A 13,858-nucleotide genomic window follows, 5' to 3' on the forward strand; every position below is an offset into this window, starting at 1 on the left:
CCGCTCTTTCGGAGCAGTGGGGGAGGGCGTTGTGGGGAAGGGTCAGCCGATGCGTCCGCGGAGGTGCTGGTAGATCTCCTCGTAGCGGCGGTTCAGCGTGATCAGGGGCAGGTCCCTCGGCCGCTCGATGTCGACTTTCAGGTCCTCGACCACCCTCCCGCCGCCGATCACGACGACCCGGTCCGCGAGGGCGATGGCCTCGCCCAGGTCGTGGGTCACGAACAGCACGGTCCGGTGCTCCTCGCTCTGCCACAGGTCGACGAAGCGCTGCTGCACCGACTGCCGGGTGTTCATGTCCAGCGCGGCGAAGGGTTCGTCCATCACCAGGATGTCGGGGTCGAGTGCCCAGGTACGGGCCAGCGCGACCCGCTGGCGCATGCCCTGCGAGAGCTGCCACGGCCACAGGCGCTCGGCGTGCCGCAAATGGACGGCGTCCAGCCAGTGCAGGGCTACAGACCGGCGTTCGGCCTTTGGGACGCCCCTTAGCTCGAGGCCGTACTCGACGTTGCGAAGGGCGCTGCGCCACGGCAGGAGAGCGTCGCGGGCCAGCATGAAGCCGAGGTGGGGCCGGGCGTCGCGGGGCCTGCGACCCATGACGGTCACGGAGCCGGATGTGGGATCGACCAGACCGGCCACCATGTTCAGCAGGGTGGTCTTGCCGCTGCCGCTCCGGCCGACGAGCGCGGTGAACTCGCCCCTGGCAAGGCGGAGGTCGACTCCGTCGAGGACCTGCCGGGGCCGACCGCCGTTGGTCGAGTAGGTCATGCCCACGCCGTTGAAGGCGATGGCTTCGTCGATCTCGCGGGCCTCGCCGGGGGCTCGCCCGGCGTCCGCGGGGGCCGGCAGGGTGTGCGGCGTCATGGTCATCTCAGGGGCTCCAGCCGCGCTCGTCGCGGGTACCGGATCGCTCATCGGTCGGCGGGCGGCTGCCAGCGGAGCAGTCGACGCTCGGCAAGGCCCATCAGCTGGTTCAGCGTGACGGCGACGAGCCCGAGCAGGAGCAGGATCCCGTACACCGCCTCCATCCGGAAGGTGGACGAGTAGTAGGCGATCAACTGGCCGAGCCCGTCGCGGGCGGAGATCAGCTCAGATCCCACCACCCCCAGCAGCGAGTAGATGAGCCCCAGCCGGAGCGCCGCGAAGATCGCCGGAGTGGCGACTGGAATCAGCACTTTCACGAACAGCTGGCGCTTCCCGGCGCCCAGCACCGTCGACAGCCGAAGCCACTCCGCGTCGGTCGAGCGGACGCCGGCTCGGGCCCCCGACAGCGCGATGAAGAACACCAGGGTCGAGGCCAGGGCCACCTTGGCCGATGTGTTGATCCCGAGGGCGACGATGAACAGCGGCGCCAGGGCGATCCTCGGCATCGCGTTGGCCGCGTCGAGGTAAGGGGTCAGGACCCGCTCGACCCGGGGCGCCAGGCCCAGGGCCACACCGGCCACCGTCCCGGCCGCCCCGGCCAGCACCCACGCTGCCAGTACCGCTTTCAGGGTGGCCCTGGTGTTGCTCCACAACTCGCCGGACCCTGCCGCGTCGAACAGGTAGGACGCCGTCTGCCCGGGCGACCTGGCCAGCACGGGCTCGGGCCATCTGGCCGAGGCCGCGAGCTGCCAGAGTCCGAGCAGGAGGAGCCCCACCATGAGCTGGGCGCCGCGCACGATGAGCGTCTCACGTGACAGCAGGGACCGCCGCCGGCCGGCCCCGGTCGGCCCGATCACGTCCTCGCGCTCCTCCGGGGGCGCCAGGGAAGGTTCGTCGATGGTTCGCAAGTCCACTCCAGTCGGTTCTGCTTCGGTCGGACCGACCCCCACGGATGCGGCCTTTGCCCGGTTCTGGCGGCTGCGCGATCGACGACACACTATCGAGATCGTTTATTGTTCACTTATCCTGTCGGGACAGTTCACTTGCCTTGTCAGGACATGGGAGCGCGACGTGAGGACCGGCGGACCCGTCACGGGGCCGGGGGATCCAGCCGCCCCTGGGTGGCTTTCCATGCGCTGGGGCTGCAGCCGTACTCGTTGCGGAACCAGCGGGAGAACCCGCTCGGCGCGGCGAAGCCCAGCAGCCGAGATATCTCGGTCAGCGAGTAGCGACCGTTGCGCAGGTGCTCTTCCGCCAGCTTGGCCCGTACCTGGTCGACCAGGGTGCTGAAGGACACGCCGAAGACATCCAGGTGGCGGTGCATGGTGCGGCGGTCCATCAGGAGGCCCTGGGCGATCTGGGTCGCCGAGCACCGGCCGGCGGGCAGGAAGAGCTCGATCATCGCGCGCACCTTCTCGACGATGGTCGCGTCTCTCGGCGCCCCGAGGGGCTTCAGCAGCTGGTGGGCGTAGGCCCGCAGATGCGGGTCGGACATCCGGTTCGGGGCATCAAGGTCCCTGCGGTGGAGCACGACCCCGCTGAATGGCTGCTCGAACCGCGGGATCAGGCCCAGAAACCGCTCGTAGACCTCGCAGTCGGCGGGAGCCGGATGAGCGAAGCATGCCGAGGCCGGCCGCCAGCCCGGACCCAGGAACTCGCGCAGGATCCCGTGCAGCGCGCCGACCGCCAGGTCATAGGACTGCTGGCAGGGGATGTCCTCCCCGAGGTCGAAGCCTACCGAGATGACGGCGATGTCGCTGCGTTCGCTCAGGTGCAGCCGTAACGCCTCGTTGTAGGTGTGTTCATAGCGGATCAACATGTCGACCGCGCTTCGCACGTCCGGTTCCTCGCGCAGGACAAGGCTCAGTGGCCCGAGGCTGGAGAACTGGCGGAGCTCGGCCAGCCTCATCCCGAACACCTCGCATCCCGACGCGGCGGCCGAGTTCTCCAGCAGCCCGACGATGGACGCGGCGGGGATTCTCGTGTCCTGCATTGCCAGTCCGGACGGGTCGAGACCCACGTCGTGCATGAGCCGGGCGGCGTCGGCGCCGATCCCGAGGCTCTGGCACAGCTCCAGGTACCGGTTCAAAGAGGCGTAGCGGGCGGTCGGCTTCACCGTGCGTATCCCCTGATGTCCCGAAAGGATAAATAGGATGTCCCCGACAGAAAAGCATAATGCCAGACCCTCCTCCTACGGTGTTGACGGCCACACCACCGGCGAAACAGGAGACAAGGCGTTGGCGAAGGCGGTCCGCTTCTACCAGGCGGGAGATCCCGAGGTTCTGCGCTGGGAGGCCGCCGAGGTCGGCGACCCCGGCCCCGGCGAGGTCCGCATCCGCCACGAGGCCGTCGGGCTGAACTTCGCCGACACCTACTTCCGCACCGGCCTGTACCCGGCGGAGCTCCCCGCTGGTCTGGGGGTCGAGGCCGCCGGGGTACTGGAAGCGGTCGGGCCCGGTGTGGACGGATTCTCGGTGGGCGACCGGGTCACCTACACCGGCAGCCCCCTCGGGGCCTACAGCACAGCACGGGTGATGCCGGCGGCGTCACTGATCGGACTCCCGGACGGGATCACCTGTGAGACCGCGGCGGCCATGACCATGCGCGGGCTGACCAGCGCCTACCTCCTGCGGCGCATCCGCACGCTGCAGGCGGGGGACACCGTGCTCCTGCACGCCGCCGCGGGCGGGGTCGGACTCATCTTCACCCAGTGGGCCCGACTGCTCGGGGTGAACGTGATCGGCACCGTGTCGAGTGACGTGAAGGCCGCCGTCGCCCGCGCCCACGGGTGCACCGAGGTCATCGTCTACACCCGCGAGGACGTTCCCTCGCGGGTCCGGGAGCTGACCGACGGCGCAGGGGTGCCGGTCGTCTACGACAGCATCGGCAGGACCACCTTCGCCGGCTCTCTCGACGCACTGGCCCGCCGGGGCCTGCTGGTCTGCTTCGGTACGGCATCCGGCCCTGTTCCGCCGATCAACGCCATGGACCTGGCCGTCAGGGGCTCCCTGTTCGTCACCCGGCCGGCTCTGGCCGATTACATCGCTGATCCGGCCGAGCGCGCGGAGCTGGCCCAGGAGCTGTTCGACCACGTCCTCGCGGGACGGATCCGCATCGAGATCAACCAGCGGTACGCGCTGCAGGACGCCGCGCGAGCCCATCGCGACCTGGAGCGCGGCCGGACCATCGGGTCGTCGGTCCTGTGTCCCTGAGTAATCCCTGAGCAGCTGTATCCCTGAGCAGCCGTATCCATGGGCACCGACCGTGAGATGGAGGACACGTGCACCGCACGACCACCGAAGCCGAACAGTCTTCGGGAACCGGTGCAAGGTCGATGACGGTCACCCGGCTCACCTCATCCCTCGGAGCCGAGCTGTCAGGCGTGGACCTGGCCGACGTCGCGCGCAGCGACGTGTTGTTCGCCGGGCTGCGGGCGCTGCTACTGGAGCACAAGGTGCTGTTCCTGCGTGATCAGGACATCAGCCGGGCGGACCATGTGGCACTGGCCCGGCGGTTCGGCTCGCTGGAGGATCACCCGGTGGCCCCGAGCGACCCGGACCACCCGGGGCTCGTGCGCATCTACAAGTCCGAGGACAGCGCGCCCGAGCACTACGAGAACAGCTACCACTGCGACGGGTCGTGGCGGCGGGAACCGGCCATGGGGGCCGTGCTGCGCTGCGTCCAGACCCCTTCGGTGGGCGGCGACACGATCTGGGTGAACATGGCCGCCGCCTACGAGGGCCTACCCGATCACGTGAAGGAGCGGATCGCCGGGCTACGGGCGCGCCACAGCATCGAGGCCACGTTCGGGGCCCGCCTGCCCGTCGCGGAGCGCCACCGGCTCAAGGAGCGCTATCCCGACGCCGAGCATCCGGTGGTCCGTACTCACCCCGAGACCGGGGAGAAGATCCTCTTCGTCAACGCCTTCACCACCCACATCGTCAACTACCACACCCCCGTGAACGTCCGTTACGGCGCCGACTACGCGCCGGGCGCCAGTCTGCTTCTCAACTACCTGATCGGCCGGGCGGCCATTCCTGAATACCAGGTGCGTTGGCGCTGGAGCGCTGACAGCTTCGCCATCTGGGACAATCGTGCCACCCAGCACTACGCCGTCCAGGACTACTGGCCGGCCGGCAGGAGGATGGAGCGCGCCGGAATAGTCGGCGACCAGCCCTTCTAGCGCTCGGCTCCAGCGGGGCGATGCTGATTGGAGATCCTCCGATGCACTTTCTCGATGATTCCCTTTTTCCGGAGAACCAGGAGCCGCTGGTAATCACCGCCGCCCCGTACGGCCCGGAATGGGAGCCGGCCGACTTTCCCGAGGACATCCCGGTGACGCTGGACCAGCACGTCCAGGCCGCGGTCGACTGCTACAACGCCGGGGCCACCGTGCTCCACATCCATGTCCGCGAGCTGGATGGCAGGGGATCGAAGCGCCTGTCGATGTTCAACCAGCTCCTGGCCCGGCTGCGCGACGCCGTCCCCGAGATGATCCTCCAGGTCGGCGGGTCCATCTCGTTCTCGCCGGAAAGCGAGGGAGACGCGGCCAGGTGGCTCAGCGACGACACCCGCCACCTGCTGGCCGATCTCGATCCCCGCCCCGACCAGGTGACCATCGCCATCAACACCAACCAGATGAACGTGGTCGAGTTGATGACCGCCGACGACATCCGGGGGACGTCATTCGAGCGTCCCGCCGTCTACGACGCCTTCCGGGAGATGTACGTCCCGGCCGGCCCGGGCTGGGTCGACGAGCACCTGCGCCGGTTGCAGGCGAACGGCATCCAGCCGCACTTCCAGCTGGCGAACATCGCCCAGCTCGAGACCGTGGAGCGGATCATCCGCCGGGGCGTGTACACCGGCCCGCTGAACGTCACCTGGGTGGCCATCGGGGGCGGCTTCGACGGCCCCGGGCCCTACAACATGATGGAGTTCGTCCGGCGGGTTCCCGACGGCGCCTCCCTCACCCTCGAGGCGCTGATGCGCACCGTGCTGCCGATCAACACCATCGCCATCGCCCTGGGCCTGCACGCCCGCTGCGGGAACGAGGACAACCTGTGGGGCCACAGGGGGGAGAAGATCACCACTGTCCGGCAGGTGGAGCAGCTCGTCCGCATCGCCGGCGAGCTGGGCCGGTCGGTCGCCGGAGGCAAGGAGGCCCGCGAGGTGTACAGGCTGGGCGAGACGTACAGCAGTGCCGAGGAGACCCTGGCGAAGCTGGGTTTCCCGCCCGATCGCAGGCCCGGGCAGCGCGGCTTCACCTTCCACGCCTGACCGGACAGGGAGGCGGGGACGGGCAGTCGACCTCGACGTGTGCACACCTGACCTAGAGGTTGGTCATCGCGGCGAACCGGTGCGACCTCTCGTGGCCTCACGGAGACTGCGTTCCTGACTGGGCGGATGGCGTGGCATCCTCTCCCGCGGCCTCAGCCGTCGTATCGCCGAGAAGCGGGCGCAACCACTGGGCCGCGGGATCGGAGTCGATGAGCAGAGCCTTGGTCAGCAACGTCATCGGAACCGCGAGCAGCGCCCCGAGCGGGCCGAGAACGAACGTCCAGAAGACCACCGAGAAGAAGGTCAGCGTCGCGGACAGCCTTACCACGTTCCCGACGACCTTCGGCTGGATGAACGACTGCACGACCATGTTGATCGATGAATAGACCGCCACGACCCAGAGCATGCGGGCGACCCCGCCCTCGAGCAGGCCGAGCAGCGCAGGTGGGAGCAGGCCCACCAGGAACCCGATGTTGGGGATGTAGTTGGTGATGAACGACAGCAGCCCCCACAACAGCGGCAGCGGAATCGCCAGCCAGTGCAGCGCAAGCACATCGAGCGCCGCGACGACCAGCCCGAAGAGCGAGGAAACGGCAAGATAGCGGCGCGTGTTGCGGGTGAACGCCCGCAATGCGTCCACCAGGAGCGGCCGCGACTCGGCGGCCACGTCGAGCCGGCGCGCAAACTGATCGCCGTCGATCGCCAGGAAGAAGACCAGAGCGACGAGGAACATCAGATTCGACCCCGCCGAGGTCAGCCCGGAAAGAATGTTCTGCAGCAGGCCGGACAGTTTGGACAGGTCGAGCCGGCCGACCGTCGTGCTGGCCTGCTCCGGCGTGACGCCGAGGTCCTCCAGCCGCCGGGCGGCCTGGTTGAGCAGCTTGTCGAACTGTGCGGCGTAGTCCGGCAGCAGCGTGACAAGTCGGGCGGCCGCCGCGACCAGGGCGACCACCAGACCAGCCATGATCGTATATATGGTCGTCATCGTCACGGCGACGCCGACCCACCCGGGTGCGCCGCGGCGGCGTAGGCACGCCTGTAGCGGATGGCACGTGACGACGAGGACCAACGCCAGGAATGTCGCGGCCAGAGTGTCCCGGAAGGCCCGCATCCCGGCTATGGTGACGACCGACGACGCCAGTCCCAACAGAATAACCGTCGAACGCGCCAGCGATCCTTTTGAGGCATTGATTGACGACATCGGCACCGTATTCCGACCCTTCTACGCTCGCGCATGCTGAGAGGCGTCGACGCGATGCCGATGAGCTCTACCAGTCGGGGGCGACGGATTTCGCGACGCCGCTGACCAGGAAATGTACCCCACTCATCGAGGTAGGAAGAACGGCATATCCCGTCCATGTCGGCTCATTAACCTCGGGCTTTCACCGGGGTGATCGTCTGTTGGGGTGCCGGGAATAGGAAAGTGCTCCTGAGCTGGGAGGATCGGGCTTGCTGAGGGCCTGAATCCAACCCAACCAAGGAGCACCTTCGCGGTGAAGACTACCGCTGTGTATCCGTCTGTCCGCGTGGACGTCGCTGGGCGTGGAATCGTGTCGCACGCGGGCGGGCTGATGCTGACCGAGACGGTCCGGGCCAGCGGACTCGGGCAGGCGCTGTCGGCGGCGTTGACACCGTGGCGGCCGGGCCGGGCGGTGCATGATCCGGGCAAGGTGCTGTGCGATCTGGCGCTGTCCGCGGCGTTGGGTGGGGACTGCCTCGCGGAGCCGGCGGTGGGGGTTCTACCCGACGAGCACGGCAGGCCCGTCCAGCTCCGCGACCTGATCTTCACACATCCGTCGGGCCGACACCTGGCGCCGGAGTACCTCACCCGGGCAGATGCAGCGAATCGCGCGGCGGGTCGGCCTGCTAGGCACGGTGCGGGTGGCTGCGGAGTCCGGCGACGACCTTGTCGTTATCGGCACCCGCTACCGGCCGGCGGCAGGGGTGTGGACGCTGTACCGGGACCGCGAACCGGTCGGACAGGTGGCCGTACTCGGCATCGCCGCCCAGGGCGCACGGTCGGTGCCGCATCTGGCCGAGCCGCTCCCCGTCGACTTGAGAGTGGGAGATGAGATCGGAGAGCGCATGGTGACAGTGATCGTGGGAACCGTCGCCGGACCGCCCTTCCTCTTCGTGCTCGGTAACGTCGCCACACTCGGCATCCGCCTCGGGGTCCCGGCCTACGTCGCGATCCCCGTGGCACCCTCAGACGATCTATCCGTCCAACGATCGCCGATCAGGCCCAGGTGACCGGGAGCCTCTCCGGACGGCCGATCGGCGCAGCGAGCTCGTAGCGCAGTTCCGACACCGGCACCGCCAGGCGCAGGGTGGGAACGAGGTCGATGAGCGCGGAGAGCACCTCGGTCAGCTCGACCCGGGCCAGATGCGCGCCGAGGCAGTGATGGGCCCCGTGGCCGAAGGCGAGGTTGGCCACCGGTTCCCGGGTGAGGTCGAGCCGGTCGGGGTCGTCGTAGAGGTCCGGGTCCCGGTTGGTGGCGGCGAACGGGGCGATCGCGACCTCGCCGGCCTTGACCGTGAACTCGCCGAGATCCACGTCCTCGGTCGCGACCCGGGGGAACGTCATCGACAGCGGGTGGTAGCGAAGCAGTTCCTCGACGGCCGTCGGCAGCAGCGTCGGGTCGGCGACGAGCGACTCCCACTGCGACCGATCGGTCAGCAAGGTGGCGACCGCGTTGGTGATGACTCCGGCGGTCGTCTCGAACCCACCGATGAGCAGCGTCAGCGCCAGCGAGCGCAGCTCGGCCTCGTTCAGCCGACCGTCATCGGTGTCCTGGGTGGTGATCAGGACGTCGAACAGCTTCGTCGCCGGCTCCCCGGCGGCGAGCTGCGCCTGGCGTTCCCTCACCAGACCGTCCATATAGCCGTACAGCGCCTTCTGCCCGGCGGCGGCGGCCTCCCGGTTCTGGGCGAACCGGAAAAGCGCCTCACCCCATGTGCGGACGTTCTCCCGATCGATCTGCGGCACGCCGAGGATCTGGCAGATGACGTCGACCGGAAGTGCGGCGGCCACATCACTGCGCAGGTCGGCCGGAGCATCCTTAGCGGTCATCTCGGCGACCTGCCGGCGAGCCGTCTGCGCGACCCACGGTCGGAGCTGCTCGATGCGGCGGTGAGCGAATCCGGTGGACACGAGCCGCCGGATTCGGGTGTGATCCGGCGGATCCAGCCACAGCAACGAGTTCGGGTCGGGAATCTGCGCACCGGTCAGCGGAGGTCGGAATTCGAGCGTCTTCGTGCGGGAGAAACGGGGGTCGCCGAGCATCGCTCGGGCCGGGGCATGCCGGACGATGAGCCAGATCGGGATCTGCCCGGGGCCGAACCGAACCCGAACCGCGGGTGCACGCCGGGCGATCTCGGCCAGCATTCCCGACGGGAGCGGACTGAATGTGTCCGGAAATGGAAAGGACGGGAGATCGTGATCCTGGTGCACAGTCTCGGTAACCGACATGGGGGACGGAAATCCTTTCACGGTCAGGGTCAGGAAACACGGCGCGCCGCTCGTCCGCCCTGATGGAGGGACGACGGCGGCGCTGGTCGAGCAAGGTGCCGCCCGCCAGGCGGCGTCGGGCACGGCGGCCGCGCTGCCGCGCGGGTGGGATTCGGTGCGGGTACCGGCGGTACGTGTGGTGGGCTGCCGGCCCCTGCCCCGACCGCCGACACCGGCTGGGCCGTCCTCGGGGCGCGATCGCAAGCCTTCACCGGGTGTGTACGTGCTCGTGACTAGGCCGGGGCGGGTCGGCGCTCAGATCCTCCGGGGTGCCCTCGTCCGCGGCGGGCGTCCACCACCCAGGCGGTGTTCCGGCCAGCTTGGGTCCGCCACCGCACCCAACCCCCTCAATTCGTACAATTGATTCAAATCACCCTAACGGTGACCATTGCGGTTAAGCAAGGAGTCGAGGCATCCTGGGGAGAACCTGCCAAGCCTCGATCCGCATCCAGCGCATGCTGGTCAGATCGTCCACGGGTATCTCGACGCCGAGGACATCGCCGAGGACCGCGACCGTGGCCCACAGCCGAAGCGACCGTGGGCCGGTGAGGACCCGGTCAGCCCAGCCTCAAGCCTGATCGCGGTACGGCGGTAGCGCCGAGGCGCGACCGCCGACCTCAGCCCACGACAGGTTGCTGGCCCCGTAGGCCTGCTCGCCCCGACGCCCTGAGCGCCGTGCTGGTGCGGGCCCGGGCCTGGTGCCATTCGGTGCTCGTCGCGGCAACGACGCCCGCGACCGTGGTGATCGCATCGACGCCGGAGACGGTGTGCCCGGCGCTGCCCGTGGGCTGACCTGCGCCGCCTGGAGGTACGAGCATGCTGACGGTGACCCCGTTGGGCGCGGTGCCAAGGGTGATGTCGTCGAGGCTGGCGCCGACGACAGCGGCGCGCCAGTTCGAGTCCGCGCCGCTTTCCCGGGTGGCGATGAACTTCGTGCCCATGTAGCCGAGGTCGTAGCCGAGGGTGACAGCTGCCCACAGCGCCGTGCCGTCGCTGATACCGCCGGCGAGAACCAGCGGTCCGTCATAGAACCGACGAACGGCGCGGGCGAAGGCGAACGGGTTGGCCCAGCCGGTGTGACCGCCCGCGCCGGCGCTGAGCAGCACGAGCCCGTCGGCGCCCGCGTCCACAGCCTTGCGTGCGTGCGCGAGCGAGGCGACGTCCGCGAAGACGCGACAGCCCTCGCGGTGAAGCGGGTCGATCACCGGAACCGGGTTGCCGACGCTCGTGATGACCAGCTCGACGGAATGGCGCACGATCGTCTGGAGGTCGTCGTCGAGGCGTTTGTTCGCCCGGTGCACGATCAGGTTGGCTGCGACCGGACCCGGTGTGGGAGCGCCGGTGACATCGCCGGCGGCCGTTCTCGTGGCATGAACGGAAGCCGCGATCTCGTCGAGCCACTCGTCGAGCTCGGCGTTCGAATGACAGTTGCTGGTCGGAAACGCGCCGACGATGCCCGCGGAACATGCGGCGGCCACGAGTGGCGGGGTGGACACCGTGGTCATCGGCGCGGCGATCAGCGGCAGCACCAGCCCGTCGGCCAGGAGCGGCCACTCGATCCGTGGCTTTCTGCCTTGTGTCATGGGTGTTTCGCTATCCCCTCGGTGCGGTGGCCACCTGGCTGATCACGGCCACCACCTGCCTGCCTGCCGCGTCCACGGGCGCGCGGGTGGCGGCTTGACCGTGTGACGCAGACCGCACTATAACGGCCATAGACCTATAACGAGCATAGGCGAGCGTGCGAGGTTGGCCGGCCGTGACATCGACGACCTTCCGCGAGCGACCCTGGACAAGATCGCGAAGGTGACACTGCGCCAGTGGGCCCTTCAACGCCTTGACCCGCCGGCGGTGGGATGAGGCGTTCCCGAAGCGTGCAGGCAGCGCCGTCACGCCGGGCCGCCCGGCGGGGGCGAAGGATCCGCGGATCTGATCAGCCAGCGCGATCCGGGTTTGGTCTCCCTGGTCTCGCTCGCTCGATCGCGGCCTCGACGCCGGCGACGAGGAGGTCGATCATGATCCGCAGCTGGACGTCGAGGTCGTAGGTGCCCATGAGCACGGCGTCAGGGCCGAGTTCGGGCCGGACGAGCTCGGGCCTGACCCGGTAGGTCAGGCCCGAGCTGCCGGCCACCGGTTCCATGGACCGCGCGGTGCGAACCGCGGCCTCGGCACGGGCATAACCGAGGACCTGCAGGAGGAGGACCTTCGCGTAGGTTCCAGCATCCTCGTCGGTCAACCCTGCCTGACGCATGATCGCGAGCGCCTCGGCCGACCACTGGGTGACCGCACGCGACGTCGCGGCAGGCAGCAGATCCAGTACATGCGGATGCGCGAGCAGTTGTTCGCGCGCGGCCGTGATGAACAGCCGTAGCCTTCGGTCCCAGGTCTGATCAGGGTCGGTATCCAGCATCATGTTCGAAAGGACGCGTTCGACGACCTGGTCGAGCAGCGCGGCTTTCGATCCGACATGCCAGTAGATGGTCGGCGCGCTCACGCCCAGCCGCTCGCCGAGCTGGCGGATCGTGAAGCCGGCGACCCCGTCGGCGTCGATCAGGGCGAGCGCCGCCGTCACCACCGCGTCCGCGTCCAGCCCGACCGGTAGGTGCGACCCCGTCAGCCGCCGTGCGGCAGCGGCTCGGCGGTCAGACACACTGCGACTGTAACGGTCCATGTTTGGACCACGGCGGCGACCGCAGTGGAGGATCCGGCGCTGTTCCGGCGCGGTGGGCCCACCGGTGGGTCGGGTCGGTCAGCCCGTGGCGCGGGAGGTGCCGAACATCGTGTCGAGGGTGACGGGCTCCAGCTGGCGCTGTTCGATCAGTTCCTCGACCTGGTCGAACAGCCCGGTGATGGTGGGATGGTTCGCGTGGCCGAGCATGATCGTGCCGGGCTGGAGATAGCGTCTGGCCTCGTTCATCAGCTGCTCCGGGGTCAGCACGGCGGAGTCGCCGAAGGAGCCGTTCCAGATCATGATGTTCGTGTAGCCGAGCTCGGCGACGACGCCGTCCACGTGACTGTTGTGGGATCCGTAGGGCGGTCGGAACCAGGGGCGGCCGGTGATGCCGAAGATCCGCTGGATCCATTCCTCGTTCCGCTCGACGTCCGCCCGGATGTCCGCGTCGGCCCGGCCACGGGCGAGCAGGTCGCGGTGCGTCCAGGTGTGGTTGCCGATCTGTACCTGGCCGGCCTCGATGAGTGGCCGCAGGGCGGCGGCATGCTGGTTCCAGATCGCCTCGTAGCAGCCGTTCGGCTGAAAGCTGATCGGGATCCCGCTGCGTTGCGCGAAGGCGACGTAGGCGGCGACCACCTCGGGTGCGTAACCGTCGTCGATGGTCAGGGCGATCCGCCGCGTCTGGCCTGGCGCCTGGAAGACGACTTTCGGGCGGCCGGGGTGCGGCGGTGGGATCGGTGGCAGCGCTGGGCCTGACGACATGCTCACCGAGCCCACGGTGGCGCCCTGGTCGGCAGGCCCGCTGGCGCCGGCGGCCAGCGGTGCCGGATGCTGCGCCGGCTGACCGACCGGCCTGGTTGGACTGCCGGTCAGCGGTGTCCGCTGCTGCGTCGGCTGCCCGGGCGAGATGGATCCGGACGAACATCCGACGAGGAACTGGGCGGCACCGATGCTCAGCAGCGACAGCAGCGTTCTGCGCTCCACGTCGCGACATTAGCAATGATCACGGGTACTCCGGTCATTTGCCGACCAAGTCGGCATCAAGGGGGGCGGGTTCGAGCCCGGGTCGGGCCGGTTCGCCGGCGACGGATCGGGGCTGGACGCTGCCGGGGTGGCCGGGGTGGCCGGGGTGGCCGGGGTGGCCGGCCGGGGTGGCCGGGGTGGCCGGGGGAGAGCTGGGGGAGAGCCGGGGCCGGCGCGGTGCGGCGGCGACCACGGGCGCCGCGACCCGGCACTCCACGGCGCGGGCCGGCCACGTCCTCGGCATCCCGCGGCCTTTTGAAACGTGACGCCGGCCACGGGCTGTCCGACGATCTGCCTGTGGGTGACGGGGAAATGCGGAAAGTCAGCGATCGGGACCGTATCCGGTGACGCTGGGTGCTTGCCTTCGGGTCAAGATCCGGCCTAATGTTGTGCTCGTTCCGGTCGGGAGCATGAACCGGCCGGAGCGCGAACACCGGGCCGACGCCGAGTTCTGCCCACGGTTCCGGTGCATATCCTCTCTCATTTTCGCGGGGCAGAAACGGAGAACCTTTCCGGGGCTG

The 13,858-nt window shown here is 69.0% G+C and carries 12 protein-coding genes and 1 pseudogene; 5 read left to right on the forward strand and 8 right to left on the reverse strand.

Features of this window, described 5'->3' with window-relative positions:
* Positions 1-42: 42 nt before the first annotated feature.
* The 3 genes from FREUN1FDRAFT_RS07200 to FREUN1FDRAFT_RS07210 form a co-directional block, all read right to left on the reverse strand.
* Positions 43-867, reverse strand: coding sequence for an ABC transporter ATP-binding protein (locus FREUN1FDRAFT_RS07200; protein ID WP_006539325.1), 825 nt, complete (start codon positions 865-867; stop codon positions 43-45).
* Between the two features lie 41 nt (positions 868-908).
* Positions 909-1,769, reverse strand: a complete 861-nt coding sequence (locus FREUN1FDRAFT_RS07205; RefSeq protein ID WP_006539326.1) for an ABC transporter permease — start codon at positions 1,767-1,769, stop codon at positions 909-911.
* Positions 1,770-1,951: 182 nt separating this feature from the next.
* A complete protein-coding gene (locus tag FREUN1FDRAFT_RS07210; RefSeq protein ID WP_006539327.1) occupies positions 1,952-2,977 on the reverse strand; it encodes an AraC family transcriptional regulator in 1,026 nt (341 codons plus the stop codon).
* Between the two features lie 121 nt (positions 2,978-3,098).
* On the opposite strand from FREUN1FDRAFT_RS07210, the gene FREUN1FDRAFT_RS07215 reads away from it, so the two are divergent.
* The 3 genes from FREUN1FDRAFT_RS07215 (at position 3,099) to FREUN1FDRAFT_RS07225 (ending at position 6,138) form a co-directional block, all read left to right on the forward strand.
* Positions 3,099-4,073: a quinone oxidoreductase gene (locus FREUN1FDRAFT_RS07215; protein ID WP_035950527.1), complete on the forward strand. Its 975-nt coding sequence runs from the start codon at positions 3,099-3,101 to the stop codon at positions 4,071-4,073.
* 122 nt (positions 4,074-4,195) lie between these two features.
* Complete coding sequence (locus tag FREUN1FDRAFT_RS07220; protein ID WP_035950558.1) at positions 4,196-5,044, forward strand: TauD/TfdA family dioxygenase; 849 nt, start codon at positions 4,196-4,198, stop codon at positions 5,042-5,044.
* 41 nt (positions 5,045-5,085) lie between these two features.
* Positions 5,086-6,138, forward strand: coding sequence for a 3-keto-5-aminohexanoate cleavage protein (locus FREUN1FDRAFT_RS07225; protein WP_006539330.1), 1,053 nt, complete (start codon positions 5,086-5,088; stop codon positions 6,136-6,138).
* A 97-nt stretch (positions 6,139-6,235) separates the two neighbouring features.
* On the opposite strand, the gene FREUN1FDRAFT_RS07230 is transcribed toward FREUN1FDRAFT_RS07225, so the two are convergent.
* On the reverse strand, positions 6,236-7,285 hold the full coding sequence (locus FREUN1FDRAFT_RS07230; RefSeq protein WP_232295079.1) for an AI-2E family transporter: 1,050 nt from the start codon (positions 7,283-7,285) through the stop codon (positions 6,236-6,238).
* 346 nt (positions 7,286-7,631) lie between these two features.
* Between FREUN1FDRAFT_RS07230 and FREUN1FDRAFT_RS45960 the strand changes: the two are divergent.
* Together FREUN1FDRAFT_RS45960 and FREUN1FDRAFT_RS45965 are read left to right on the forward strand one after the other, a co-directional pair.
* Positions 7,632-7,868 (forward strand): annotated as a pseudogene (locus tag FREUN1FDRAFT_RS45960) (transposase); the annotation flags it as partial.
* A 106-nt stretch (positions 7,869-7,974) separates the two neighbouring features.
* A complete protein-coding gene (locus FREUN1FDRAFT_RS45965) occupies positions 7,975-8,388 on the forward strand; it encodes a hypothetical protein (RefSeq protein ID WP_006539332.1) in 414 nt (137 codons plus the stop codon).
* Here the strand turns inward: FREUN1FDRAFT_RS45965 and FREUN1FDRAFT_RS07240 are convergent.
* The 4 genes from FREUN1FDRAFT_RS07240 to FREUN1FDRAFT_RS07255 all read right to left on the reverse strand — a co-directional run bounded on the left by FREUN1FDRAFT_RS07240 (position 8,375) and on the right by FREUN1FDRAFT_RS07255 (position 13,298).
* Positions 8,375-9,607, reverse strand: a complete 1,233-nt coding sequence (locus FREUN1FDRAFT_RS07240) for a cytochrome P450 (RefSeq protein ID WP_006539333.1) — start codon at positions 9,605-9,607, stop codon at positions 8,375-8,377. The two genes, FREUN1FDRAFT_RS45965 and FREUN1FDRAFT_RS07240, sit on opposite strands and share 14 nt — an antisense overlap.
* Before the next feature lie 656 nt (positions 9,608-10,263).
* A complete protein-coding gene (locus FREUN1FDRAFT_RS07245) occupies positions 10,264-11,229 on the reverse strand; it encodes a nitronate monooxygenase family protein (protein ID WP_006539334.1) in 966 nt (321 codons plus the stop codon).
* A gap of 347 nt (positions 11,230-11,576) precedes the next feature.
* On the reverse strand, positions 11,577-12,293 hold the full coding sequence (locus tag FREUN1FDRAFT_RS39550; protein ID WP_050795766.1) for a TetR family transcriptional regulator: 717 nt from the start codon (positions 12,291-12,293) through the stop codon (positions 11,577-11,579).
* Positions 12,294-12,392: 99 nt separating this feature from the next.
* On the reverse strand, positions 12,393-13,298 hold the full coding sequence (locus tag FREUN1FDRAFT_RS07255; RefSeq protein ID WP_006539336.1) for a polysaccharide deacetylase family protein: 906 nt from the start codon (positions 13,296-13,298) through the stop codon (positions 12,393-12,395).
* Positions 13,299-13,858 lie beyond the last annotated feature (560 nt).

Origin of the sequence: Parafrankia sp. EUN1f, from assembly GCF_000177675.1 — a bacterium.
In the GTDB taxonomy this organism is placed as follows: Bacteria; Actinomycetota; Actinomycetes; order Frankiales; family Frankiaceae; genus Parafrankia.

Excerpts from the sequence above, each read along its gene's own strand:
- FREUN1FDRAFT_RS07200 (WP_006539325.1), bottom strand. The coding sequence starts at position 867 with ATGACCATGACGCCGCACACCCTGCCGGCCCCCGCGGACGCCGGGCGA.
- FREUN1FDRAFT_RS07220 (WP_035950558.1), top strand. The coding sequence starts at position 4,196 with ATGACGGTCACCCGGCTCACCTCATCCCTCGGAGCCGAGCTGTCAGGC.
- FREUN1FDRAFT_RS07225 (WP_006539330.1), top strand. The coding sequence starts at position 5,086 with ATGCACTTTCTCGATGATTCCCTTTTTCCGGAGAACCAGGAGCCGCTG.
- FREUN1FDRAFT_RS45965 (WP_006539332.1), top strand. The coding sequence starts at position 7,975 with ATGCAGCGAATCGCGCGGCGGGTCGGCCTGCTAGGCACGGTGCGGGTG.
- FREUN1FDRAFT_RS07240 (WP_006539333.1), bottom strand. The coding sequence starts at position 9,607 with ATGTCGGTTACCGAGACTGTGCACCAGGATCACGATCTCCCGTCCTTT.
- FREUN1FDRAFT_RS07245 (WP_006539334.1), bottom strand. The coding sequence starts at position 11,229 with ATGACACAAGGCAGAAAGCCACGGATCGAGTGGCCGCTCCTGGCCGAC.